Annotated in this window: 25 protein-coding genes and 1 pseudogene; 10 read left to right on the plus strand and 16 right to left on the minus strand. The window is 45.8% G+C overall.

The genetic code is table 11. The features are described from left to right. Positions 1-4: 4 nt before the first annotated feature. Positions 5-487, plus strand: a complete 483-nt coding sequence (locus L1D23_RS19105) for a hypothetical protein (protein ID WP_239870639.1) — start codon at positions 5-7, stop codon at positions 485-487. 74 nt (positions 488-561) lie between these two features. On the opposite strand, the gene L1D23_RS19110 is transcribed toward L1D23_RS19105, so the two are convergent. Both L1D23_RS19110 and L1D23_RS19115 read right to left on the minus strand, forming a co-directional pair. Further along, complete coding sequence (locus L1D23_RS19110) at positions 562-987, minus strand: DUF805 domain-containing protein (RefSeq protein ID WP_239870641.1); 426 nt, start codon at positions 985-987, stop codon at positions 562-564. 27 nt (positions 988-1,014) lie between these two features. Next, complete coding sequence (locus L1D23_RS19115) at positions 1,015-1,362, minus strand: 5-carboxymethyl-2-hydroxymuconate isomerase (protein WP_239870644.1); 348 nt, start codon at positions 1,360-1,362, stop codon at positions 1,015-1,017. 283 nt (positions 1,363-1,645) lie between these two features. Here L1D23_RS19115 and tpiA point away from each other — a divergent pair, with 283 nt between their 5' ends. Next, positions 1,646-2,416: a triose-phosphate isomerase gene (gene tpiA, locus L1D23_RS19120; RefSeq protein WP_239838624.1), complete on the plus strand. Its 771-nt coding sequence runs from the start codon at positions 1,646-1,648 to the stop codon at positions 2,414-2,416. Positions 2,417-2,525: 109 nt separating this feature from the next. Continuing rightward, on the plus strand, positions 2,526-3,869 hold the full coding sequence (locus tag L1D23_RS19125) for an MATE family efflux transporter (protein WP_239870647.1): 1,344 nt from the start codon (positions 2,526-2,528) through the stop codon (positions 3,867-3,869). Positions 3,870-3,907: 38 nt separating this feature from the next. Here L1D23_RS19125 and rraA read toward each other — a convergent pair whose 3' ends face one another. From rraA to efp, 3 genes are all read right to left on the minus strand, one after another. Beyond that, a complete protein-coding gene (gene rraA / locus L1D23_RS19130; RefSeq protein WP_239870650.1) occupies positions 3,908-4,429 on the minus strand; it encodes a ribonuclease E activity regulator RraA in 522 nt (173 codons plus the stop codon). 76 nt (positions 4,430-4,505) lie between these two features. Further along, positions 4,506-5,423 (minus strand): 1,4-dihydroxy-2-naphthoate polyprenyltransferase, encoded by a 918-nt coding sequence (locus L1D23_RS19135; protein ID WP_239870653.1) that lies wholly within the window; start codon positions 5,421-5,423, stop codon positions 4,506-4,508. A gap of 113 nt (positions 5,424-5,536) precedes the next feature. Beyond that, positions 5,537-6,103, minus strand: a complete 567-nt coding sequence (gene efp, locus L1D23_RS19140; protein WP_239838620.1) for an elongation factor P — start codon at positions 6,101-6,103, stop codon at positions 5,537-5,539. A gap of 33 nt (positions 6,104-6,136) precedes the next feature. Here efp and epmB point away from each other — a divergent pair, with 33 nt between their 5' ends. The 3 genes and pseudogenes from epmB (at position 6,137) to L1D23_RS19155 (ending at position 7,956) form a co-directional block, all read left to right on the plus strand. Further along, positions 6,137-7,159, plus strand: coding sequence for an EF-P beta-lysylation protein EpmB (epmB, locus tag L1D23_RS19145; RefSeq protein ID WP_239870656.1), 1,023 nt, complete (start codon positions 6,137-6,139; stop codon positions 7,157-7,159). 8 nt (positions 7,160-7,167) lie between these two features. Beyond that, positions 7,168-7,284, plus strand: a pseudogene (locus tag L1D23_RS19150) (prepilin-type N-terminal cleavage/methylation domain-containing protein); the annotation flags it as partial. Positions 7,285-7,440: 156 nt separating this feature from the next. Further along, positions 7,441-7,956: an MgtC/SapB family protein gene (locus L1D23_RS19155; protein ID WP_239838617.1), complete on the plus strand. Its 516-nt coding sequence runs from the start codon at positions 7,441-7,443 to the stop codon at positions 7,954-7,956. Between the two features lie 44 nt (positions 7,957-8,000). Here the strand turns inward: L1D23_RS19155 and pfkA are convergent, their stop codons facing one another. The 3 genes from pfkA to L1D23_RS19170 all read right to left on the minus strand — a co-directional run bounded on the left by pfkA (position 8,001) and on the right by L1D23_RS19170 (position 10,765). Continuing rightward, positions 8,001-8,963: a 6-phosphofructokinase gene (pfkA, locus tag L1D23_RS19160; RefSeq protein WP_239838616.1), complete on the minus strand. Its 963-nt coding sequence runs from the start codon at positions 8,961-8,963 to the stop codon at positions 8,001-8,003. Between the two features lie 288 nt (positions 8,964-9,251). After that, positions 9,252-10,160: a CDF family cation-efflux transporter FieF gene (gene fieF / locus L1D23_RS19165; protein ID WP_239838615.1), complete on the minus strand. Its 909-nt coding sequence runs from the start codon at positions 10,158-10,160 to the stop codon at positions 9,252-9,254. 107 nt (positions 10,161-10,267) lie between these two features. Then, positions 10,268-10,765 carry a CpxP family protein gene (locus L1D23_RS19170; RefSeq protein WP_239870659.1) on the minus strand — a complete coding sequence of 166 codons (498 nt, stop codon included), beginning with the start codon at positions 10,763-10,765 and terminating at the stop codon, positions 10,268-10,270. Between the two features lie 189 nt (positions 10,766-10,954). Between L1D23_RS19170 and L1D23_RS19175 the strand changes: the two genes are divergently transcribed. From L1D23_RS19175 to trmL, 4 genes are all read left to right on the plus strand, one after another. Further along, positions 10,955-11,641, plus strand: a complete 687-nt coding sequence (locus tag L1D23_RS19175; RefSeq protein ID WP_239838613.1) for a response regulator — start codon at positions 10,955-10,957, stop codon at positions 11,639-11,641. Continuing rightward, the gene (gene cpxA / locus L1D23_RS19180; protein ID WP_239870662.1) at positions 11,641-13,026 is read left to right on the plus strand and encodes an envelope stress sensor histidine kinase CpxA; all 1,386 of its coding nucleotides are present in this window, start codon (positions 11,641-11,643) and stop codon (positions 13,024-13,026) included. The genes L1D23_RS19175 and cpxA overlap by 1 nt, the downstream gene beginning before the upstream one ends. Positions 13,027-13,099: 73 nt before the next feature. Then, positions 13,100-13,717 carry a superoxide dismutase gene (locus L1D23_RS19185; RefSeq protein ID WP_239870665.1) on the plus strand — a complete coding sequence of 206 codons (618 nt, stop codon included), beginning with the start codon at positions 13,100-13,102 and terminating at the stop codon, positions 13,715-13,717. An 85-nt stretch (positions 13,718-13,802) separates the two neighbouring features. Then, complete coding sequence (gene trmL, locus L1D23_RS19190; RefSeq protein WP_239870668.1) at positions 13,803-14,279, plus strand: tRNA (uridine(34)/cytosine(34)/5-carboxymethylaminomethyluridine(34)-2'-O)-methyltransferase TrmL; 477 nt, start codon at positions 13,803-13,805, stop codon at positions 14,277-14,279. A gap of 71 nt (positions 14,280-14,350) precedes the next feature. On the opposite strand, the gene trpS is transcribed toward trmL, so the two are convergent. The 8 genes from trpS to L1D23_RS19230 form a co-directional block, all read right to left on the minus strand. Continuing rightward, entirely contained in the window at positions 14,351-15,388 is a 1,038-nt protein-coding gene (gene trpS / locus L1D23_RS19195; RefSeq protein ID WP_239870670.1) for a tryptophan--tRNA ligase, read from the minus strand. Positions 15,389-15,503: 115 nt separating this feature from the next. Further along, positions 15,504-16,184, minus strand: coding sequence for a phosphoglycolate phosphatase (locus L1D23_RS19200; RefSeq protein ID WP_239870673.1), 681 nt, complete (start codon positions 16,182-16,184; stop codon positions 15,504-15,506). Between the two features lie 4 nt (positions 16,185-16,188). Further along, entirely contained in the window at positions 16,189-16,860 is a 672-nt protein-coding gene (gene rpe, locus L1D23_RS19205) for a ribulose-phosphate 3-epimerase (protein ID WP_239870676.1), read from the minus strand. A 102-nt stretch (positions 16,861-16,962) separates the two neighbouring features. After that, positions 16,963-17,790, minus strand: coding sequence for an adenine-specific DNA-methyltransferase (gene dam / locus L1D23_RS19210; protein WP_239870679.1), 828 nt, complete (start codon positions 17,788-17,790; stop codon positions 16,963-16,965). A 69-nt stretch (positions 17,791-17,859) separates the two neighbouring features. Beyond that, complete coding sequence (locus tag L1D23_RS19215) at positions 17,860-19,365, minus strand: AAA family ATPase (RefSeq protein ID WP_239870682.1); 1,506 nt, start codon at positions 19,363-19,365, stop codon at positions 17,860-17,862. Positions 19,366-19,406: 41 nt separating this feature from the next. Then, on the minus strand, positions 19,407-20,495 hold the full coding sequence (gene aroB, locus L1D23_RS19220) for a 3-dehydroquinate synthase (protein WP_239870685.1): 1,089 nt from the start codon (positions 20,493-20,495) through the stop codon (positions 19,407-19,409). 31 nt (positions 20,496-20,526) lie between these two features. Then, a complete protein-coding gene (gene aroK, locus L1D23_RS19225; protein WP_239838680.1) occupies positions 20,527-21,045 on the minus strand; it encodes a shikimate kinase AroK in 519 nt (172 codons plus the stop codon). 161 nt (positions 21,046-21,206) lie between these two features. After that, the gene (locus tag L1D23_RS19230; protein WP_239870688.1) at positions 21,207-22,583 is read right to left on the minus strand and encodes a type IV pilus secretin PilQ family protein; all 1,377 of its coding nucleotides are present in this window, start codon (positions 22,581-22,583) and stop codon (positions 21,207-21,209) included. Positions 22,584-22,588: the final 5 nt, after the last annotated feature.

The following is a 22,588-nucleotide window of genomic DNA, read 5'->3' on the forward strand; positions in this document are numbered from 1 at the left end:
CAAGATGTTCAAAAATAAGCACTTTATTGTCGCTCTTTTGATTGCACCGATTCTGTCCATTATTGCCTATTTCGGCACTGATATGGCAGTCAGCGAAAAACCCCATGCAGCCAAAGAAGGCCAGAGCTACAAACTGGTCAGCAAATCAAACTGTCGCTACACCAGTGGTTTGTGCGATATGGAAAATGGAGACTTTAAGGTCAAGTTCCGCTCAGAAAAGCTCACCGATGAAAATCTTGAATTGTCACTTCATTCAGCTCATGCTCTCGAAGGCGTTAAGCTTTCTTTGGTCGACAGCCAAGAGCAGAATGCGCAACCAATCAATATGGAGCCAGCCGATCAAGCAGGGCAAAATTGGTATATTACGTTACCTAAACCCACATCAACAGACAGCTGGTTGAGAGTGGCAATTCAATCTGACGGCACGCTATATTATGGGGAAACACAAACCGCATTTGTAAAATACGAAACACTGTTTACAGAATAGAGGGTCGCGAGATAATGATCAGGGTTGATGTCATGGCATCATCCCTGATTCTAGCCTTTTCTCTTATTCATGTTCTATTTAGGCTCTACACCATACTGGTTATTGCCTTGGTTTCCCTTGAGGAAACCGCACTCCACAAGAATCCAAACACCACACACTAAGGCCGCTAAAGAACTCACGGCTTGTAATGTGGTTGGTTGCGTCATCTGAGCCGGGTCTCCTGCTGGGACTGTCATGCGGCCAATGATTAATGGCACATTCAGTAATAACCACCAACTGGATTTGCCTCTGTCATGCCAGCGTTTGGCAGTAATAGCGAGATCTGGGAGCAAGACTACAATCAAAAATAACGGCAACAGCAAATGCGCCATACTTGGCAACAACGCATTCACTCCGGCAGCAAAGCCAACAATTAACACGTAATATATGATATTCCATATCCAGTAGGTTTTGCGCCCTACTCGACCTTGAAACGAAAGCAGCAACTCTTTCATTGACATGATGACTTACCTAAACCGCCAAAACTATTAATTGACCACTTTTTGAAAACATTCTTTATCCATATCCCGGATATTGACTGTCAAACTATGCACATGGCTTGCTTGATCTTGCAGAACTCCCATCAGCTGACGTGATAGCTCACGCTTTTGCTCCGCCGTTCGTCCACCAAGTAAATCAAAGCTGATATGTATGAAGTCGACATTATCACCAGCCTCTCCCACTAGCCAATGATGACATCGCAAAGCTCGAGACTTCACCGAAGAGGCATCGAACAACCCACTGTGAAGGGCGACCTGATGTAGATCTTCCAATAATCCCTGTACGTTAACTCGTTCATCAACAGAGTTAGAGTATTCCATCACTAGATTTGGCATAGCTGTCCTCAAATGTAAGAGAGTTTCAAATAATCATTAAAAATACTCAGACACTATTACCAATTTCCGCTGCTGTTTCCGAGCGTAAAACCAGCATAATGCTTTATGGATCACTCAGTACAGCAAAGCTTATACCAATTATGAGTTGTCACAGCGGCATCCAATCATCCAGAACCGAACAAGACATGATACTAGTCATGATTTGGTTGGTGTAATCTGTTATATTCCTACGAAGATTTTTTACATTAATGAACTTACATTAAATACAAAGGGAGATATTCCTATGCGTCGTCCTGTAGTGATGGGTAACTGGAAACTTAACGGCAGTAAAGCAATGGTAAAAGAGTTGCTAACTGGCCTGAACGCAGAACTTGAAGGTGTGGAAGGTGTTGACGTAGCAGTAGCTCCACCAGCGCTTTACATCGATCTAGCTGAACGTGTTATCGCTGAAGGCGGTAACAAGATCATCCTAGGTGCTCAAAACACTGACCTAAACAACAGCGGTGCATTCACTGGCGATATGTCTCCAGAAATGCTGAAGGATTTCGGTGCTTCTCACATCATCATCGGCCACTCTGAGCGTCGTGAATACCACAACGAATCTGACGAGTTCATCGCGAAGAAATTTGCTTTCCTAAAAGAGAACGGCCTGAAGCCAGTTTTCTGTATCGGTGAATCTGAAGCTCAAAACGAAGCGGGCGAAACTGAAGCAGTTTGTGCACGTCAAATCAACGCAGTAATCGACGCATACGGTGTTGAAGCGCTAAACGACGCGATCATCGCATACGAGCCAATCTGGGCTATCGGTACTGGTAAAGCAGCAACAGCTGAAGATGCACAGCGCATCCACGCTTCTATCCGCGCTCTAATCGCAGAAAAAGACGCTGCAGTGGCTGAGCAAGTAATAATTCAATACGGTGGTTCTGTTAAGCCAGAGAACGCTGAAGCATACTTCTCACAACCAGACATCGACGGTGCTCTAGTGGGCGGTGCATCTCTAGATGCGAAGAGCTTCGCAGCCATCGCGAAAGCGGCAGCAGCAGCTAAAGCGTAATTTTCCTTTAGGAAAAATTCGAAGAGGTCAGCGCAAGCTGGCCTTTTTTGTGTCTCACACATCAATCAAGTATCCTACAGCTTTTCTCCCCTAAGAGTCGCTGTACCGAATGCAGGATAAACATGGCCTTTTAACTGGCCCCATCCCTCTCGTGCTTCGTCAGATGACCATTCCGATGACTTTCGGCATGGTGGCCATTCTGATGTTCAACTTGGTGGATACCTTCTTTATTTCTCTTTTGGGGACAGAAGCGCTAGCCGCCATCAGCTACACTTTCCCAGTCACATTCGCTGTTAACTGTATCACTATGGGAATAGGAATGGGATTATCGACCAATATCGGCCGCTTGCTGGGCCAAGGTCAGTCTATTATCGCGGCACGATTTTCTTCTCATGGGTTATTGTTAGCCGTGTTACTTGTCGCCCTCGCCTCCACACTTGGGCTGTTTACCATCGAACCACTCTTCCTTTTTCTTGGTGCACAGCAAACCCTACTGCCTTTAATTCATCAGTATATGGATATCTGGTATCTGACCATCCCTCTTTTGGTCGTTCCCATGGCAGGAAACAGTGCGATTCGAGCCACAGGTGACACTAAGACACCAGCTAAAATCATGATGCTAGCGGGTCTAATTAATGGTGTGCTCGACCCCTTACTCATCTTTGGTTATGGTCCATTCCCCGAGTTAGGTATTCAGGGAGCGGCCATTGCCAGTGCGATGAGCTGGTTTGGCGCGTTAATCGGATCCCTATATGTACTGATAAAAAGAGAGAAACTCCTAGCGTGGCCATGTTTTAAAACCCTTGGGGTAGATTGGCAGCAAATTTTAAAAATAGGCACACCTGCCGCTTTATCGAATGCAATGAATCCACTCTCAGGCGCTATCCTAATGATGTTGCTTTCTCGTCATGGCACTGCTGCAGTGGCCGCTTACGGTGCAGCTCAACGAGTGGAGTCCATTCTCATCATAGTATTGATGTCATTAACCTCAACCTTAACCCCATTCATCGCTCAAAACGTTGGCGCAAATAACCCTCAACGTAGTTTTGCCGGGCTATTCCTCAGCATGCGTTTCTCACTGCTATTCCAGTTCGGTATTTTTATTATGATGGTTCCACTGAGCATCCCACTGGCAGCACTGTTTTCTCAAGAGCAAGCGGTGAGTGATCTGCTATGGCACTATTTGCTAGTTGTGCCATTCAGTTACGGGTTTCAGGGAATCGTAATGATGCTGGTGTCCGGGCTAAACGCACTCCATGAGCCGCTCAAAGCATTCCAATGGAGCTTTATGCGTCTATTCATCTTTACCTTACCTTGCGCTTGGCTCGGTAGTCATTGGTATGACATAGAAGGGCTATTTGCGGGTATCGCAGTGGGGAACATTCTCGGAGGCATTCTGGGGTATCTTTATGCTCTTAAGCTTAGGCGTCAATATTTAGCTCAAGCTATATAGCAAAACACCGACGGGACAGTCGGTGTTTTTGGATTCTGTTATTCGTCTACGTTGAGTTCATCGTCTTCGGTATCTAGGTCCACATCAAGCGGCTCTTGCGACAAAATCACTCCTGTATTGTCTGCATATAGATAATCTTCGGGCAAGAAAGTGACTCCGCCAAAGTTCACCGCGACGTCCACTTCTCCAATTGCTTGGGAAGTTGCTCCAGCCGGAATTGAAGCTAGGGCTTGGATTCCGATGCTCATATCTTCCAGTTCATCGACTTCACGTACACATCCGTAGACGATTAAGCCCTCCCACTCATTTTCTTCAGCCAGTGAAGCTAGCTCAGCATCAATTAATGCACGGCGCAATGAGCCACCACCATCAATGAGTAATATGCGGCCTAAACCATCCTGTTCGAGGACTTCCCGAATCAGACCGTTGTCTTCAAAACACTTCACCGTCGTGATCTGTCCAGCAAACGAGGCACTGCCACCAAAGTTGCTAAACATTGGTTCTACTACATCCACTTGCTCTGAGTAAATGTCGCATAAAGCCGATGTATTGTATTCCATCGTGTTCCTTCCCATACGGTTCGTCATCTCCATCGAGTATATAGACACATTAAGTCATTGCAATGACAAGGCTCAATTAACTGACCAGAGTTTGAGCTATAACCACACCAGCAAACAATAAGTTCGTTACCAGAGAGCACTTCACAACCACTGGCATCATAGGGGCTATCTGAGCAGGCTTCTTGGCTTGCCATACCGCTCGGCCATGTTTGTAAATCACCAGTACACTCAATAAAAAGGGCAAACTCAACCAGACAGGTACAGGCTGAACGATAAGGTAACCAATAAATGCAACCAAAGCACCAACCAACAACGCGCTGTGATAATGCTTGGCATTTTTCTGACCGAGACGAACCGCAACGGTACGCTTACCGCACTCTTGGTCATTTTCTATGTCTCGCATGTTGTTGATGTTCAAAACGGCAACAGCAAGTAAACCACAGCCGACCGCTGGTAAGATTAACAAAGGCGCGACAATTCCAGTGTGAAGGAAGAAAGTCCCGGCTACACCGAGCAGACCAAAGAAAATAAATACCGATACATCACCAAGTCCTACATAGCCGTAAGGTTTATTCCCCATCGTGTACGCGATAGCAGCAACAATTGCCAGCACGCCTAAGCCAATAAAAGCCAGAATACTTTGTAAACTATCGAGCGCATAAAAGACCAGAGACAGTCCAGCCACCATGGTTAGGACGATATTAATCACAATAGCGTGCTTCATATCCGTCTGTGTCACTGCCCCCGACTGAATAGCGCGCATTGGCCCAAGTCGATTGTCGTTGTCGGTGCCTTTAACAGCATCACCATAGTCATTGGCTAAATTGGACAAGATTTGCAATAACGTTGCTGTCACAAACGCCAACACAGTAATCATTAAAGAAAACTGATGGGTGGAATACGCGAGAACACTACCTGTTAAAATGGAAACCAGAGCCAATGGTAGCGTTTTAGGGCGAGCGGCATCTAGCCAAATACGTAAAGACTGTTTCATGCTTACCAGTTTAGTCCCTGTGTACATGGCAGGAATTGTGGCACATCAAAGTTAGCTCAGAAACAAAAAAGGCCACCGAAGTGACCTTTTTCAAATTATTCAGTAAACCAAACTTACTTCACTCGACCAACGTACTCACCAGTACGCGTATCTACCTTGATCACTTCACCGATAGCGATGAACAAAGGAACACGAACCACAGCACCTGTTGTCAGTGTTGCTGGCTTACCGCCAGTTCCTTGAGTATCACCTTTCAGGCCAGGATCGGTTTCTGTCACTTCTAACTCAACGAAGTTTGGTGGCGTCACTACGATTGGGTTACCATTCCATAGTGTCAGCATACAAGTATCGTTTTCAACCAACCATTTCGCATTTTCACCCACCGCTTTCGTGTCAGCAGCGATTTGTTCGAATGTTTCATTGTTCATGAAGTGGTAGAATTCACCGTCGTTGTACAGGTAGTCAAGATCGATATCCATTACGTCTGCCACTTCAACTGTGTCGCCAGACTTAAATGTCTTCTCTAAAACTTTACCTGAAAGCAGTTTACGGATTTTAACACGGTTGAATGCCTGACCTTTGCCTGGTTTTACATACTCGTTTTCGAGAATGACACAAGGCTCATTATCAAGCATAATTTTAAGACCGCCTTTGAATTCATTCGTGCTAACAGTAGCCATTTTTTCCTCTTACCATTCTTCGAGTTAAATTTAATGCCGCACATCATAACCCGAAAAGTCGATTCTGTTGAGCAAAACTGGCTCAAACAGCTGGCGAATGGGATCTCTGATCCTGAAAAACTGCTTGAGCAGTTGGAAATCGATCCCTCTCCATGGCGAAGTGGTTTCGACGCTCGCAAGTTGTTCGCCCAGCGTGTACCGCAAAGTTTTATTGACCGAATGGAAAAAGGCAATCCGTGGGATCCTTTATTGCGTCAGGTTTTGCCTCTCTCAGAAGAGTTTGAGGTACACCCCGGCTACTCAACCGATCCCTTGGAAGAGCAAGATAACCAAGTCCCCGGATTACTGCATAAATACCGCAATCGCGCTTTGATGATCGTTAAAGGAGGCTGCGCGATCAACTGTCGATACTGCTTCCGTCGCCACTTTCCATATAACGAGAATAAAGGCAGTAAATCCGTCTGGTTGCAGAGCCTAGATTATGTACGCCAGCACCCTGAACTGAATGAAATCATTCTTTCAGGTGGGGATCCTCTGATGGCAAAGGATGAAGAGCTGCAATGGTTGGTTGATCAGATCGCGGATATTCCACACATTAAACGGTTGAGAATTCACTCTCGCCTGCCCGTTGTGATTCCAGATCGAATCACGCCTACGTTGATCGAGCTGTTAGCAGCAACCCGTTTGCAAGTGATTATGGTTACTCACATCAATCACGCCAATGAAATCAATCAGCAACTAAGAGATGCCTTAAGTACACTACGACGTTCAGGTGTTACCCTACTTAATCAAGGAGTGATGCTCAAAGGCGTCAATGACAGCGTTGATGTACAGGTGGCGCTCAGCGAAGCATTATTTGATGCAGGTGTACTGCCCTACTACATTCATGTATTAGATAAAGTACAAGGCGCAGCCCACTTTTTTATTTCAGATCAGCAAGCGAAGCAAATTATGGCGGGTGTGATTGAGCGAGTGTCTGGCTACCTGGTTCCTAAGTTAACGCGCGAAATCGGTGGCCGAGCCAGCAAAACCCCTCTGGATCTCCATTTAGAATAAAAATAGTCATGAAAAGCAAACAAGGTTTCACTCTAATTGAACTGGTTATCGTCATTGTGGTATTGGGTATTCTGGCCATCACGGCCCTGCCTCGCCTACTTAATTTGCAATCCAATGCACGCAAAATTGCTACCTGCAATACCGTGAAGCCACTTCAGCCGCGGAGCCTAACTTTGTTTTGACCACGACGGGTTGTTAAATTCGCTTTATCCTCAAGATAAATATCTTTTGTTCGCCTAAACCAAGTATGCTCGGCATACTCCGCAGTTTAGGAGAGCACTATGAATATAACACCCGACCCTTTACTGCATCTTGGCCCATTTAGCTGGGCTGCACTGCTATGTTGCGCGATCAACGGTATTTTGATTGGCGTTGAACGTCAAACTCGTGGCAAGCCTGTTGGTATCCGAACATCCATCTTAATCATCGCTGGAACTTACTTATTTATGTCTATGGCGGTTTCTCTTTCTCCCAACACTTTAGATCAAGCTAGGGTGCTAGGGCAGATCATTACTGGAGTCGGCTTTCTCGGTGCAGGGGTGATGATGACACAAGATGGCAAAATACATGGTGTCACTTCAGCTGCGGTGATATGGGTACTCGCAGCATTAGGGATGATGATTGGTCTGGGTTACTGGCACCAATCGGTCATCATTACTTTGCTCACACTGATGGTTCTTTTGGGTGTCGATAAGGCGGAAAATCGTATTCAAGCTTTGAGGCGTGGTGTCCACCAAAAGAGACAACAGCGTAAAGCCTCTGCCATGGATAACCAACTGCACTCAAACGAGATATAAAAAAGCCACCCATCGATTGGGTGGCTGGTTTGATTCATCGCGACTTAGAATAACTCTTCAGCCACTTTGTATAGGTCTTCACGAACAGGGCGTTTCATATTCTCAATCGCGTCGATGATGTCGTGATGAACCAGTTGCTCTTTCTGGATACCGACACAACGACCACCATGGCCATCCATAAGAAGGTGAACCGCGTAGTTACCCATGCGAGAAGCGAGAACGCGGTCAAATGCCGTTGGTCGACCACCGCGTTGAATGTGGCCAAGAACAGTAGCACGAGTTTCACGACCAGTGGCCGTTTCAATCTCTTTCGCCAGCTCGTTAGCGTCCATCATTAGCTCAGTAAGGGCAATAATCGCATGCTTCTTACCTTTCTTGATGCCATCCTGAATGTTGTTAATCAGTTTCTCTTTATCCAAGCCTGTTTCAGGAGTGATGATGTACTCACAGCCACCAGCAATCGCCGACATCAGAGTTAAGTCACCACAGTGGCGTCCCATGATTTCAACAATTGAAATGCGCTGGTGAGAAGAAGAAGTGTCACGCAAACGGTCAATAGCATCGATTACTGTGTTCAAAGCCGTCAAATAGCCGATCGTGTAATCAGTACCTGCAATGTCGTTATCGATAGTCCCTGGTAGACCAACACATGGGTAACCCATTTCGGTTAACTTCTTTGCGCCCATGTAAGAACCGTCACCACCGACCACAACCAATGCTTCGATGCCGTGCTTCTTAAGGTTCTCAATCGCCTTCTCACGAACAGCCACTTCTTTGAATTCAGGAAAACGTGCTGAACCTAAGAAAGTGCCACCTTTGTTGATCACATCAGATACGCTTGAACGATCAAGCTTCTCGATACGGTCTTCATAAAGGCCTAAGTATCCGTCGTAAACGCCGTACACTTCTAAACCTTCCGATAGCGCTGTACGTACCACACCGCGAACGGCTGCGTTCATACCTGGTGCGTCACCGCCACTTGTCAAAACACCGATCTTCTTAATCATGCTCACCCTCGATTTTTTGGGAATCTTATTTCAATTTTTACGTCAGCAATTTACAACCGAATTACTGACAAGATTCTTATAGCTGTGCAGTATGTTACCTTGACGCACAAGGAATACTACTGTTATTTAAACTAAATTATGTAACTTTTCTACTTATGTAAGAGTATTACAGTTTTACTCTTTTTCTGATTTGATACACATCAGAATACCAACGGATTGTGCCCTCGATGAAAAGATAGTCAATAAGGCACATTTTGTCGCTTCAGACCTGTGGCTTACCATCCGCTGCTACCAATCTTGGGCTTTTTGCTCTTTCTCCGGCCCAAAAACAACCGAATACGGGTCTTGGTGGATCAATACATCGGCATGCGGGAAGCGTTCCAATAACCGATTTTCTACTGAGTCAGAAATGCGATGCGCTTCAAGTAGCGGGATCTGATCTTCAAGCTCAAGGTGCAACTGAATAAAACGCGTTGGGCCCGACATACGTGTTCGTAATTGGTGCACCCCTAAAACTCCATCGACTGATAAGCAGCACGCCTTGATTTCTTCCAACTCTTCATCCGGCAACTTACGATCCAGCAGAGTCTGAATCGCTTCTCGTACCATCTGCACAGCACTATATAAAATGTATAAACCAATCCCGACGGCAAACACCGCATCCGCTTGAGTAATGCCAAACCAACTTAAGCCCAGCGCTAACATAATCGCAGCATTCATGTATAAATCAGATTGATAGTGCAAAGAGTCCGCAGCAATGGCCTGACTGCCCGTTTGTTTAACGACGTATTTTTGGAACTGAACAAGAGCAAAAGTAATCACAATGGCAAATAGACTCACGTATACCCCATATTCGGGAGATTGCAGTTCATGAGGGCGGAAAAAGCGCTCTACACCATTGAGGATCAAGAAGACCGCAGAGCCAGAAATAAACATCGCCTGAGCCAACGCCGCCAAGGACTCAGCTTTACCATGACCAAAGGTATGCTCTCTGTCAGCGGGTTGCAGTGAATATCTGACGACAAAAAGGTTGACCAGAGAGGCGGCAATATCGAGCATAGAGTCAATCAATGAGGCGAGTAAACTGACTGAGCCCGTCACCCACCACGCTGCCAACTTAACCATCAGCAGTAACGTTGCAACAATCGTCGCTGTCCAAGCAGCCAGTGTTACTAAACGTGCATATTCGTGTTTCATAAAGTAAAGCGTTTGAAAAACATTACCTTAAGTATAACTCGCAAATTATTGAATAAAAATGATACAAAAAAGGCGGCCAATCGGCCGCCTTAATAAATCACATCTGTTTAACTGTCACTTAAGCGCTCTTGCATCTTATTGAAGCGCTTCTCAGCACGCTCTTTTTGCAGTTCAACATATTTGGTTTTCTGCTCTGGCGTCAGGATGCTCAGCATCTGATGTTGTTTTTCCAACATTTTTACTTTACGTGCAGTCTGCTGCTCAACCATTTGTTTGGCTAACTCATTCGCAGCCACTTTATCGAACGTATCCGCGAGTACCAGAGCTTGAAGTTTTTCTTTATTGGTTTGCATTTCAGCATGTCGAGTTTCAAAGTTTTGTTTAAACTCTGCTTTCATTTCGGTTTTAGACGTTTCACGCAGCACTTTCATCTGTTCTTTCTGCGCGTCCGTTAAATCAAGCTGACGCATAATACCACGATCAAAACCAAACTCACCGTGGTGGCCTTTTTTATGATCTTTGCCACCAAAAGCGAATGCACTTGCCGTGCCCAGAGTCAAAGGAAGAATCACCGCCGCTAATATCAATTTCTTTGCCGTTTTCATAATCGTACCTTTCGTATCCAGAGTGAGGAATCAAGCTGCCTTGACAGCGCTTGAGTGTAGAATACGAACTGCAACGTAAAGTGGCGTCTAGAGAGCGTAAAGAATCGTAAAGAGCAAATTTTTGGCTAAAGCTCTTGACGAATAATCAGTAGTATTAGTGTAACGGGTAATATTGAAGAGATGCATTCCATGGCAAATATCCTATTAATTGATGATGACACCGAGCTAACCAGCTTACTCAAAGAGGTGCTGACGTTCGAAGGTTATAGTGTATCTGAGGCTAACGACGGAGAAGCTGGACTTGAGGCGGTTAATGACAGCATCGATTTAATACTGCTCGATGTCATGATGCCCAAACTCAACGGTATGGAAACCCTTAAACGCCTACGTGAACACTGGGAAACCCCTGTATTAATGCTGACCGCTAAAGGGGAGGAAATAGATAGGGTTATTGGATTAGAGTTAGGGGCCGACGATTACCTACCTAAACCCTTCAGTGATCGCGAACTGCTAGCGCGTATTCGTGCTATTTTGCGCCGCACACAGGCCAAAATCGGCACGAAAAACAGCGACTGTATCCACTATCAAGACATCAAAATTTATCCGGGTAAACAGGAAGCGTATTGCCAGGAGCAGTATCTTGAACTCACCACAACAGAGTTTGCCCTATTGAGCCACTTCGTTCAGCATCCTGGAGAAACCTTAACCAAAGAGACTCTCAGTTTGGATGTTCTGGGGAAACGACTCGCTGCTTTTGATCGTGCGATTGATATGCATGTCTCTAACCTCAGGAAAAAGCTGCCAGAGCGTGAAGATGGTAAGTCACGTATCAAAACTTTGCGCGGGCGCGGCTATTTGTTGGTAGAGGAAGATTAATGCGTCTGCCCAAAATCACCAGCCTTTACGGGCGCATCTTTGCTATCTTCTGGTTCACCATGTTTCTGGTGCTGATCGCTGTTTTGTCTCTACCTCATCTAGATCCACGTAAATCAAGAGATATCCCTGCTGATCATTACCAAAAGCTGTTGGCCACTAAGCAGAAGATTGAACAAAGCTTTGCTGACGAAACGGATCTACGGCGTATTATTTTTCAGTTAGAAGGCCCCAAGCGATCGCCACGAGATCCTCGTCCTCGCTTTGTCCTGACCGATCTTGAAGGCAATATCCTCACGACTCGGGATCGCAAGGATTTCAAGCTCAAAGCGGTACAAAATTTTATTACCGGCATCGAAGATCCAGATAAGCCGAAACAAAGGCTCTATGGGCACTATATGGTGGCAGGACCATTGCCAATCACACTGGCGCAGAAGGATCTTCTGTTGTACATCGGCGTCAAATGGAATCAACCCTCTCCTTTCCTAATTCGACTGTTTGATAAACCCTTCCAATTGCTGTTTGCTGTAATGCTGGTGAGTACCCCTTTGCTCCTGTGGCTTGCCTGGGCGCTCAGTCAACCGGCCAGAAAACTGGAGCGAGCCGCTAAGCGCGTAGCAAAAGGAGAGTTTTTTGTTGATCCACAATTAGAAAAAGGCACCTCAGAGTTTCGCCAAGCTGGCAAAAGTTTTAACCAGATGGTCGAAGCCGTAAATCAAATGATTTCAGGTCAACAGCGCTTGCTGTCTGATATCTCACATGAGCTTCGCTCACCCTTAACCCGCTTACGGATGGCCACAGCCCTTGCCTCACGAAAACAGGGAGAAAGCCCAGAGCTCACTCGCATAGATACAGAAGCGCAACGGCTAGAGCAAATGATCGGTGAATTGCTGGAGCTATCCCGTATGCAAGTCGATAGTCACGTCGAGCGTGAACAACAACCCATTGTAAGTCTTTGGGAAGCGATTCTTTCCGATGCGCAATTTGAAGCGGAACAAATGGAAAAGTCACTGAGCTATAATGACATCCCTGATCGCATGATTTCGGGCAACCCGAAATTGCTGATGAGCGCTGTCGATAATATTGTTCGTAACGCTATCTACTACGGTAAGGATATTATTCAAGTATCACTCGACGTTCATTCAGACCAGCTCACTATCTCTGTCGATGACAATGGGGAAGGTGTGCCGGAGCAAGAGCTTGAAGCGATCTTCCGCCCTTTCTACCGCGTCTCTACAGCACGTGATCGTCACAGCGGTGGTACTGGATTAGGGTTAGCCATTACCGAAAATGCCATCCGCCAGCATAGCGGTACCATTCGCGCTTTACGTAGCGAGCTTGGTGGCCTGAAAGTAGAAATTCGCCTACCGCTGATACCAAAGCAATAACCTTACAAAAACACAGTTGATAATGGATCTCATTATCATTTAAAGTAAATCCTTCAATGACGGAGGATTTACTATGTCTCACACTTTCCCTGACCTGCCTTACGCTTACGATTCACTAGAGCCGTATATCGACGCTAAAACCATGGAAGTCCATTACAGTAAGCATCACAGAACATACTTCGATAAATTTATTGCTGCAGTCAAAGGTACCGAACTGGAAAATGCCTCACTGAAAGATATCTTTGCCAATATTTCCCAGTACTCTCCAGCCATTCGCAACAACGGTGGAGGTTACTACAATCATATTCTTTATTGGCACTGCATGACACCAGGTGCACTCGGCGAACCTGAAGGCGACTTGGCAAAAGCGATTAATGCTACTTTTGGAAGTTTTGAGCAATTTAAGGCTCTGTTCGCCGATGCGGCCATCAATACCTTCGGTTCTGGTTTTGCGTGGTTAGTCGTCAAAGAAGGTCAGCTGCACATCACTTCCACAAGTAATCAAGACAATCCATTGATGGATGTGGCGAGCGTTCAAGGTGAGCCTATTTTGGCGCTGGATGTATGGGAACACGCTTACTACATCAGCTATCAAAACCGTCGCCCTGAATACATTGATGCTTGGTGGAATGTCGTCAACTGGGATGCCGTCAGTGAAAACTATGCAGTAGCACTAGCACAAAACGCATAACCCAATCCTCGAGTTCAGGCTTGGCGGCTTCTTAAAGCCGCCTTATACTGCTGTGTTTCCAAGCAGATGATAAGAAATTAACGCTATGTTCGATATCGCCCTCTATGAGCCTGAAATTGCCCCCAACACGGGTAACATTATTCGCCTGTGTGCCAACTGCGGCGCTAACCTGCATTTAATTGAGCCACTTGGGTTTGACCTAGAAGAGAAAAAAGTTCGCCGTGCTGGCCTCGACTACCATGACTTAGCACGTGTCACTCGGCATAAAAACTATCAAGCGTTTGTTGAATACCTAGAAAAAGAGCGCGAAAGCTTCCGTATTTTTGCCTGTACGACAAAAACAACTGGTCATCACGTTGATGCTCATTTCCAGATAGGTGACGTGTTACTGTTTGGCCCAGAAACCCGCGGCCTGCCAGCAGAGCTGATTGAGAGCATGCCAATGGAACAGCGTATTCGCATCCCAATGATGCCTGATGCTCGCAGCCTCAATTTATCTAACGCAGTCGCCATTATCGCTTTTGAAGCATGGCGACAAATGGGCTTTGAAGGTGCTCAATAGCATCATAAACTGGATATAAAAAAACGGACTCAAATGAGTCCGTTTTTTATATTGTTCGAAAGCAGATAGGTCTATGGGCGAGCCACAAAACCTACCGCTTCGTATGCTTTCTTCAGTGTCTCCGCGGCGCGTGCAGACGCTTTCTCAGCACCCTGCTTCATCACCTGATCCATGTATGCGCGATCTGCACGGATACGGTGGTATTCAGCTTGAATAGGCTCAAGCATAGCAACAATTGCTTCACCAACATCTTTCTTAAATGGACCGTACATCTCCACGCCTTGGTACTTAGCTTCAATCTCTTCAAAGCTCATACCTGTTGCCGCCGAGTAAAGACCCATTAGGTTAGAAATACCGGCTTTGTTATCCCAGTCATGAGCAATACGCGGTGGCGTTTCTGCATCTGTCTGAGCTTTGTTAATCTTCTTGATGATTGACTTAGGCTCTTCAAGCAGAGTGATCACGTTCTTACGGTTATCATCCGACTTAGACATCTTCTTAGTCGCATCTTGCAAGCTCATCACTCGCGCATTCACTGTTGGAATATACGGCTCTGGCACTTGGAAGATTGGCTGCTCTGGCGAGTAGATATTGTTGAAGCGGTTAGCGATATCACGCGCTAATTCAAGGTGCTGCTTCTGGTCACTACCAACTGGTACTTGATGCGCACCGTAGAGAAGGATATCTGCTGCCATCAACACTGGGTAGTCGAACAAGCCCACGTTCACATCACCAAATTGGCTAGATGAGTCTTTCGAATAACGCGCAGACTTGTCTTTAAACTGGGTCATTCGGCCCAGTTCACCCATCTGGGTGTAACAGTTAAGAAGCCAACCAAGTTGAGCATGCTCTGGTACATGTGACTGAACAAATAGCGTGCTCTTTTGCGGATCAACACCAACTGCAAGACAGATTGCTAGTGCGTCTAGAGTCGCTTCGTGCAACGCTTTCGGATCTTGGCGAACCGTAATTGCGTGAAGGTCGACAACACAGTATTGGCAATCGTAATCATCTTGCATCTGCTGCCATTGACGTAGAGCACCCAAGTAGTTACCGATACTTAGTTCACCTGATGGTTGAACACCACTCAATACGATGGGTTTGCTCATGGGAATAATTCCTTTGACTTCTTATGCTAAATAATGAAAAAACCGCGTGGTTTCTATCCACACGGTTTACTCAGTGTACTCATTAACGAGTATTTTAAAAGCTCTTTTGTCGCTATTAAGCTGAAACCGTTAAGAGTTCTGCTAAATCTGCGATGGTATCTGCGACATAATCCGGTTGAGAGGCAGAAATAGGCTCACCGTGGTTGTACCCATAGGTCAAACCAAACGAATGACAGCCTGCGTTTTTCGCCGCTTTGATATCGTTACTTGAATCACCCACCATTAGCATTTCTTGTGGCTGACAGCCATGTTTCTCAAGCAGCCAATTTAGTGCCATTGGGTTAGGTTTTTTCTCTGGGAACGTATCGCCCCCGAGCACATCAACAAAGTACTTATCAATACCGTGCTTCGCCAGAACCTCAGGGACAAACTTCGATGGCTTGTTGGTCACTAGCGCCATGGTAAAGCCCGCTTCGTGCAGCTCTGCCAAGGTTTCCTTTACTGCTGGGTAGAGGTGGCTGAGCTTGTGTCCACTTTGCTCGTAGTAGTCATCAAACAGAATACGCGCTTTAGCATGCAATTCTGGGTCTAAATCTGGTGAGACCGTTAGGCTTCGACTCAGTGAACGACCTATAAGAACATCAGCGCCGTTACCTACGTAATCACGCACTTGCTCTTCTGTCACTGCAGGGTAGCCTAATGCTTGTACCGCTTGGTCAGCAGCAACCGCCAAATCAGGCACGCTATCAAGTAACGTACCGTCTAAATCGAATGCGATTAACTTAATGTTGCTCATTGAATTAGTTAACCTTAGCAAGTTCAGCGCGCATTTCATCGATCACTTTTTTGTAGTCTGGCTGGTTGAAGATAGCCGAACCTGCTACAAACATATCCGCGCCCGCTTCAGCAATTTCTCGGATGTTTTCAACCTTCACACCGCCATCAATTTCCAGACGAATATCGCGACCAGATTCATCAATCATTTTGCGAACTGCGCGTAGCTTATCGAGTGTTTTAGGAATGAAAGATTGACCACCAAAGCCAGGGTTTACTGACATCAGAAGAATCATGTCGACTTTATCAATGATGTACTCAAGGTGAGATAGCGGTGTCGCTGGGTTGAGTACCACACCCGCTTTACAACCATGCTCTTTGATAAGCTGAAGTGTGCGATCAACGTGCTCAGAGGCTTCGATATGGAAAGTGATCATAGACGCACCTGCTTTAGCGAAGTCAGGAATAATGCGATCGACTGGCTTCACCATTAGGTGTACATCGATTGGTGCAGTAATACCGTAGTCACGCAGTGCCTGACAGATAGGCGCACCAAAGGTTAGGTTAGGTACGTAGTGGTTATCCATTACGTCAAAGTGAACCACATCGGCACCCGCTGCGAGAACTTTTTCTACGTCTTCGCCTAAGCGAGCCATATCTGCAGATAGAATCGATGGAGCGATAAGGAAATCTTTCATACCTGACCTCTAAAATGAATTGAGCAAAACGACTGAATATAAGTTGAACGCAATTCTACCTAAGCTAAAGGTCAGAAGATAGATGAGAGAAGAGAAATGTCGTTAACGGTTGTCTTGTGGCTTAAACAACGCCAATAGTTCATCTACTTTGTTGCGCCCAGCGCCATTGCGGCTGATCGTACGCTTAACCTTGACGACATTGAGTTCTGCCCCGTGGTATAGCCGGCGTGTTAACGTCGTATCATGGTTAGAAATCAACACTGGAATATTACGCTCTTTAGCGGCTTTTTCTGCCACATCCGCCAATGCGGCCTGGTCATCCAAAGTAAAGCCGTTGCCCGCATAAGAGGTAAAGTTGGCTGTATTAGAAAGTGGAGCGTAGGGTGGATCGCAATACACTACACTGCCCTTGCGAGCACGTTTGAACGTGTCGGTGTAGCTCTCGCACACAAATGTCGCTTTCTTCGCTTTTTGGGCAAAGAACTCCAGCTCAGCCTGAGGAAAATAAGGCTTTTTATACGAACCGAACGGGACGTTAAAACCGCCTTTCTTGTTGTAACGGCATAAGCCATTAAAACCAAAACGGTTCATATAAAGGAACGCCAGCGAGCGATACATCACGTCATCGGAGCCATTAAACTCTGCTCGAATAGACAAGTAGGCATCTTTGCGATTGTTTTCAGGGACAAACCATCGTCTGGCCTCTGAAATATAATCATCTGGCTTTTCTTTAAGTAAATTATAGAGATTAATCAGATCAGGATTAATGTCAGCAAGCAGATACTGCTCATAGTCAGTATTGAGAAATACAGAACCAGCACCAACGAACGGCTCTACCAGCTTACGGCCTTCAGGCAAGTATCGCTGGATATCTTCGACAAGTCCGTATTTTCCACCCGCCCATTTCAGGAAGGCACGCTGCTTCTTCATCAACTGCTCTATCTATCAACCACAAATTAAGGCTGCGGAATGTAACATATTTTCCCGCTAAGCTCAGCGTTATTTCACTCGTTCAATTTCACGGTGAACCTGACTGAGCGATTTTGCCCAAGGGTCTAGTCGTTGCAAGTCATCGGGCAATGCATCTACTGCATCCCTTGCCACCTGAATGGTTGGATAGTTTTGATATGTGACGATGAACCACTCGATATCATTGCGCATCGTTGGATAGATATACACATTGTCAGATAATTTATATTTATCGAGAAAAGCTTGCACATCTTCCAGTGATTGTACGGCGGCCAGCTGTAGCGTATAGCTACGGGGAGAAAAGCGCTTTAGTTCCTCTTTGGTAAAAGAGAACGTAATGACTGTCTTTTCTGGTTGAGGGGAGTTCTCTGTTTGAGCAATTGGCTCGGCTTCCACAGCACTTGGAGTCGCTGAGGGTTCTGATTGAGGAATAGACTGCTCAACCACTTGTTCTATAGCGGTGGTATCCGCGGTTTCAGGCTTACCCTCGAGCAGAGCGTCTACCACCTCAGAAGTAATCACGACACGCTGATGATCACTTTCTGGATTGCCCACGCTCGACGTTTGCTCTGTTACTGCCGGCGGTAGAGATTCAGAATCATCTTCCGCAGAAGCAAGCATAGGATCGGTGCTCATCGACTCCTCTTCCATCGAGTTGTTCAGCTCCGCTTCAGGCACAGGGTCTTTAGCTAAAGTAGGGATGACGGTCTGCTCAATAGCATCAACCATTTGCTGTGCTTTATCATCAGGCGAGGGTTGACTCATCATCCACCAGTACCCACCACCAATCAATAACAGTAAGGTCACCACCAATAATGCGATGTTAATTGGTGAGCCAATAATTGAGCGGATAATAATCCTTTTTTCCACTTTATGATCCCCTAAAGCCATAATCTCACCCGGTCGACGGGCCACAGTTCGGTACGCATTACGTACGCGTTTTTCTCTTTCATCTTCGACAAAACGAATCACTAAGTGTTCAAAAAATCGATCGGCTTCATCCTGACTTAGTGGTTCGATCTCCAGATCAATTGGCTTGTGATCCTGCCCATAACTGAGCCGAGTCAGTAATACATCCAAACTATTCGACTGGGCAAACAACACCACATTAATTGTCCAAGCAGGGTTTTCCTGCGCTTCCAAAATCAGCATCCACAATTCAGATACAAATGTCTCCTGTAGAAGATGGGCGTCATCCACAACAATCACCGCATCGCAGCTTTCCCCTTGCATCTGGCGGGCAAAACTCTCAGCTAGAGGATCTGCAGGATTGAACATTGAGTCAGAAAAGAGCTGAGACAGAATCATAGTACGGCGCTGCTGATCATCCTGACTTGGATGACACATCAGGAGTGATTGGTTTTTATCTGACACCCACGCTTCTAAATAACGCTGGGCAAGCCAAGACTTACCAGCCCCTGATGCACCGCCAACAGTGACTAAGTTTGAACCGAAGTTAGTCAGCAATTGCATACGTTCAAGCAATTCAACTTGAGAAGCTAACTCCAACACACGGGATTCATGCGTCAAACTCATTTAACCATCCTAATGACAGCCTACTGTCTAAAGAAAAGAACTTAGATATCGCGACAAAAATCGATCGCTTGCTTAATAACCGATTCAGGCACACCTTTCACTACTTCAGCGCTACCGATACTGGTCGGTAACACTAATCGCAGTTCACCAGCGAGAACTTTTTTATCGCGCATCATGTGTTTCATGAAGTCGTCAAAGGTCATAGTTTCTGGTGTATGCACAGGTAATTGCGCTCTCTTCAGTATAGAGAGAATTCTCTCTACTTGCTGCTCCGTGATAAGCCCTTGAAGCTCGGCAGTTTTTGCTGCCATCACAGTGCCTGAAGAAACGGCTTCACCGTGTAGCCATTTACCATAACCTAACTCAGCTTCGATCGCATGACCAAATGTATGACCTAGATTCAGCAATGCACGAATGCCTGACTCTTTTTCATCCAAAGCCACCACTTCTGCTTTGATTTGACAGCAACGAGCTATCGCATAAGTCAAAGCTTGCTCATCCAGTGCGTAGAGTTTGTCGAGGTTTTCTTCTAGCCAGACAAAGAAATCCTGATCGTAAATGATGCCATATTTGATCACCTCAGCAATCCCCGCCGCAAACTCTCTTGGTGGCAGCGTTGCGAGGCAATCGGTGTCGATAATCACCGATTTAGGCTGATAAAAAGCCCCTATCATGTTCTTACCCAGCTTGTGGTTCACAGCAGTTTTACCACCGACTGAGGAGTCCACCTGAGACAATAGCGTTGTTGGGATCTGAATAAAGTCGACACCACGTTGGTAACATGCAGCAGAAAAACCAACGAGATCACCAATCACACCACCGCCAAGTGCTATCACGACGACATCACGTGCAAAGTTGCCTTCAAGAAGGTAACTCATCACGGTATTAAAAGTATCCAGCGATTTGTACTGTTCGCCGTCTGGCAACTCAAGTACAGAGGCTTCGCAGCCTACTTGCTCAAGAAGAGATAAGATTTTATCAGCGTACAAAGGAGCAACCGTGACGTTAGTAATCACAACGACTTTTTGTTTTGCAGATAAAAAAGAAAGGTGGGCCGGATCATTAAATAATCCGGCACCAATTGAGATTGGATAGCTACGCTCACCTAAACTGACCGTAATCCGTTCCATGGGTATTCTCCAGTTGCTAAAATTTGACGTATTAACGTTCTTCTAGCATTTTTACAATCTGGTTGGCTACCACTTTTGCACTTTGATCGTCGGTACGCACGGTGTAATCCGCAATTTCTTCGTAAAGAGGGTTGCGTTCACCAGCCAGTGACTCCAACACGTTACGAGGGTTGTCCGTTTGAAGTAGAGGGCGTTTCTTGTCACGGTTAGTACGTGCAAGTTGCTTTTCGATTGTGGTTTCAAGGTAAACAACAATGCCGCGAGCAGAAAGGCGATTGCGGTTTTCTTTACTCTTGATAGAGCCACCGCCTGTTGCCAGAACAATACCTTGCTCTTCAGTTAGGTCATTGATCACCTTTTCTTCACGGACACGAAAGCCTTCTTCGCCTTCCACGTCAAACACCCACGCGATATCCGCGCCAGTGCGTTCTTCGATCACTGTATCCGAGTCAACAAACTCCATGTGAAGCTGTTGAGCCAGGTGTCTACCAATTGTACTTTTGCCGGCACCCATTGGTCCAACAAGAAAAATATTGCGTTTTTCAGCCATGTTCAGCATTAATTTACAACGTTAATTCAATGACATCGCTACAAGAAAACCAAGATTTCTCTGGTCTAAGATATGCTTGCAGCACCTATTCCTCACAGATAATTCGTGATAAGACCCGAAATTATCTAGATAAGGTGACACTAATGCAAATTTATTTTCATCTATCTGTTGATTGATGACGGAACGACCACTTTTGGAGTAACGAAAATCAGCAATTCACTTTTACCCATTTGCTGATAAGTTCGTCGAAAAAGGGCTCCCAACAGGGGAATATCACCTAAAATCGGCACCTGATCAACGGTATCAGACACACTGTGTTGGTAAATTCCGCCTAACACAATCGTTTCACCGTTATTCACCAATACTTGAGTCCCAATGCGTTGCGTATCTATCGCCACCGCTTCTCCCGTACCCGTTTTTACAACTTGGCCCGGCCTGTCCTGCGTAACATTCAGATCTAAGATTAAGCGATTATCAGAGGTAATCTGCGGCGTCACTTTCAAGCTCAGTACTGCTTTTTTGAAGTTAACACTAGTTGCGCCACTCGATGCGGCTTCTAAGTACGGTATTTCGGTTCCTTGTTCAATATAAGCGGGCTGTTTGTTGGTCGTCATTAAACGCGGGCTTGAGATCACCTCTGCACGCGACTCTCTTTGTAATGCAGACAACTCAAGATCAAGCAAAGTATCACTGGCCAATTTGGCCACTTGAAATGCAATGGTCGACGCAGTGGCAGAAGTTGCGGCCAAATTGACGTTTAAAAAATCATCCAGTGACACACCACTGTCCCCATATAAGTTGAGCTTCTCTGCATTGCTTTCGATCGATCCTCCAACCGAGTGGCTCCCGTTGGTAGAACTGAACCCCCAACGCACACCCAACTCTTGTAAATCGCCTTCGTTCAAACTGACGATACGCGCTTCTATTTGGACTTGCTTCACCGGGACATCTAAGGCGGTGATGATAGACCTCATTGCTTGAATATGGCTGGCAACATCTCGAATAAGTAGGCTATTGGTCCGGGTATCAATCGCAATCGAACCACGCTCAGACAGCATGTTCGTCTTTGCCTGTGCACCTAACATCTCGGCTATATCTGCCGCTTTAGCAAAGCGTATAGAGATAATTTCTGACGTGAGTGGCTGTCGCTCTGATGAGACTTTCACCTGCTCCAACTGTTGCTGCTTAAGCTGCGCGATTTCGGTCGCTGGCGCCACCAGTAAAACATTTCCTTTCATGCGTTTTTCAAGCCCTTCCATATGAAGGATAATATCCAACAACTGGGGCCAGGGGATATCCTTTAATCTCAATGTCAGGTTACCCGTAACGGCATCCGAAACAACCAGATTAAAATTATTGTGATCTGCTATTTGCTGTAACACTTTACGAACAGGGATATCCTGAAAATTAACAGATAAGGTGCTGTGACTATGGACTTCACTCTCCACCTCAGAACGACTCGGAGAGTGAATTTGAGCATTAGCGTCTTTCAAAATCGCGATCAAACTAAGTAATACAATGCAAAATACCTTCATCATTCTCA

The sequence above is a fragment of the Vibrio sp. Isolate24 genome, from assembly GCF_022398215.1.
Taxonomy (GTDB): domain Bacteria; phylum Pseudomonadota; class Gammaproteobacteria; order Enterobacterales; family Vibrionaceae; genus Vibrio; species Vibrio coralliilyticus_A.

Bases quoted from the DNA above. Each gene is read 5' to 3' on its own strand.
- L1D23_RS19105 (WP_239870639.1), top strand. From the start codon at position 5: ATGTTCAAAAATAAGCACTTTATTGTCGCTCTTTTGATTGCACCGATT.
- L1D23_RS19110 (WP_239870641.1), bottom strand. From the start codon at position 987: ATGTCAATGAAAGAGTTGCTGCTTTCGTTTCAAGGTCGAGTAGGGCGC.
- L1D23_RS19115 (WP_239870644.1), bottom strand. From the start codon at position 1,362: ATGCCAAATCTAGTGATGGAATACTCTAACTCTGTTGATGAACGAGTT.
- tpiA (WP_239838624.1), top strand. From the start codon at position 1,646: ATGCGTCGTCCTGTAGTGATGGGTAACTGGAAACTTAACGGCAGTAAA.
- L1D23_RS19125 (WP_239870647.1), top strand. From the start codon at position 2,526: ATGCAGGATAAACATGGCCTTTTAACTGGCCCCATCCCTCTCGTGCTT.
- rraA (WP_239870650.1), bottom strand. From the start codon at position 4,429: ATGGAATACAATACATCGGCTTTATGCGACATTTACTCAGAGCAAGTG.
- L1D23_RS19135 (WP_239870653.1), bottom strand. From the start codon at position 5,423: ATGAAACAGTCTTTACGTATTTGGCTAGATGCCGCTCGCCCTAAAACG.
- efp (WP_239838620.1), bottom strand. From the start codon at position 6,103: ATGGCTACTGTTAGCACGAATGAATTCAAAGGCGGTCTTAAAATTATG.
- epmB (WP_239870656.1), top strand. From the start codon at position 6,137: ATGCCGCACATCATAACCCGAAAAGTCGATTCTGTTGAGCAAAACTGG.
- L1D23_RS19155 (WP_239838617.1), top strand. From the start codon at position 7,441: ATGAATATAACACCCGACCCTTTACTGCATCTTGGCCCATTTAGCTGG.
- pfkA (WP_239838616.1), bottom strand. From the start codon at position 8,963: ATGATTAAGAAGATCGGTGTTTTGACAAGTGGCGGTGACGCACCAGGT.
- fieF (WP_239838615.1), bottom strand. From the start codon at position 10,160: ATGAAACACGAATATGCACGTTTAGTAACACTGGCTGCTTGGACAGCG.
- L1D23_RS19170 (WP_239870659.1), bottom strand. From the start codon at position 10,765: ATGAAAACGGCAAAGAAATTGATATTAGCGGCGGTGATTCTTCCTTTG.
- L1D23_RS19175 (WP_239838613.1), top strand. From the start codon at position 10,955: ATGGCAAATATCCTATTAATTGATGATGACACCGAGCTAACCAGCTTA.
- cpxA (WP_239870662.1), top strand. From the start codon at position 11,641: ATGCGTCTGCCCAAAATCACCAGCCTTTACGGGCGCATCTTTGCTATC.
- L1D23_RS19185 (WP_239870665.1), top strand. From the start codon at position 13,100: ATGTCTCACACTTTCCCTGACCTGCCTTACGCTTACGATTCACTAGAG.
- trmL (WP_239870668.1), top strand. From the start codon at position 13,803: ATGTTCGATATCGCCCTCTATGAGCCTGAAATTGCCCCCAACACGGGT.
- trpS (WP_239870670.1), bottom strand. From the start codon at position 15,388: ATGAGCAAACCCATCGTATTGAGTGGTGTTCAACCATCAGGTGAACTA.
- L1D23_RS19200 (WP_239870673.1), bottom strand. From the start codon at position 16,184: ATGAGCAACATTAAGTTAATCGCATTCGATTTAGACGGTACGTTACTT.
- rpe (WP_239870676.1), bottom strand. From the start codon at position 16,860: ATGAAAGATTTCCTTATCGCTCCATCGATTCTATCTGCAGATATGGCT.
- dam (WP_239870679.1), bottom strand. From the start codon at position 17,790: ATGAAGAAGCAGCGTGCCTTCCTGAAATGGGCGGGTGGAAAATACGGA.
- L1D23_RS19215 (WP_239870682.1), bottom strand. From the start codon at position 19,365: ATGAGTTTGACGCATGAATCCCGTGTGTTGGAGTTAGCTTCTCAAGTT.
- aroB (WP_239870685.1), bottom strand. From the start codon at position 20,495: ATGGAACGGATTACGGTCAGTTTAGGTGAGCGTAGCTATCCAATCTCA.
- aroK (WP_239838680.1), bottom strand. From the start codon at position 21,045: ATGGCTGAAAAACGCAATATTTTTCTTGTTGGACCAATGGGTGCCGGC.
- L1D23_RS19230 (WP_239870688.1), bottom strand. From the start codon at position 22,583: ATGATGAAGGTATTTTGCATTGTATTACTTAGTTTGATCGCGATTTTG.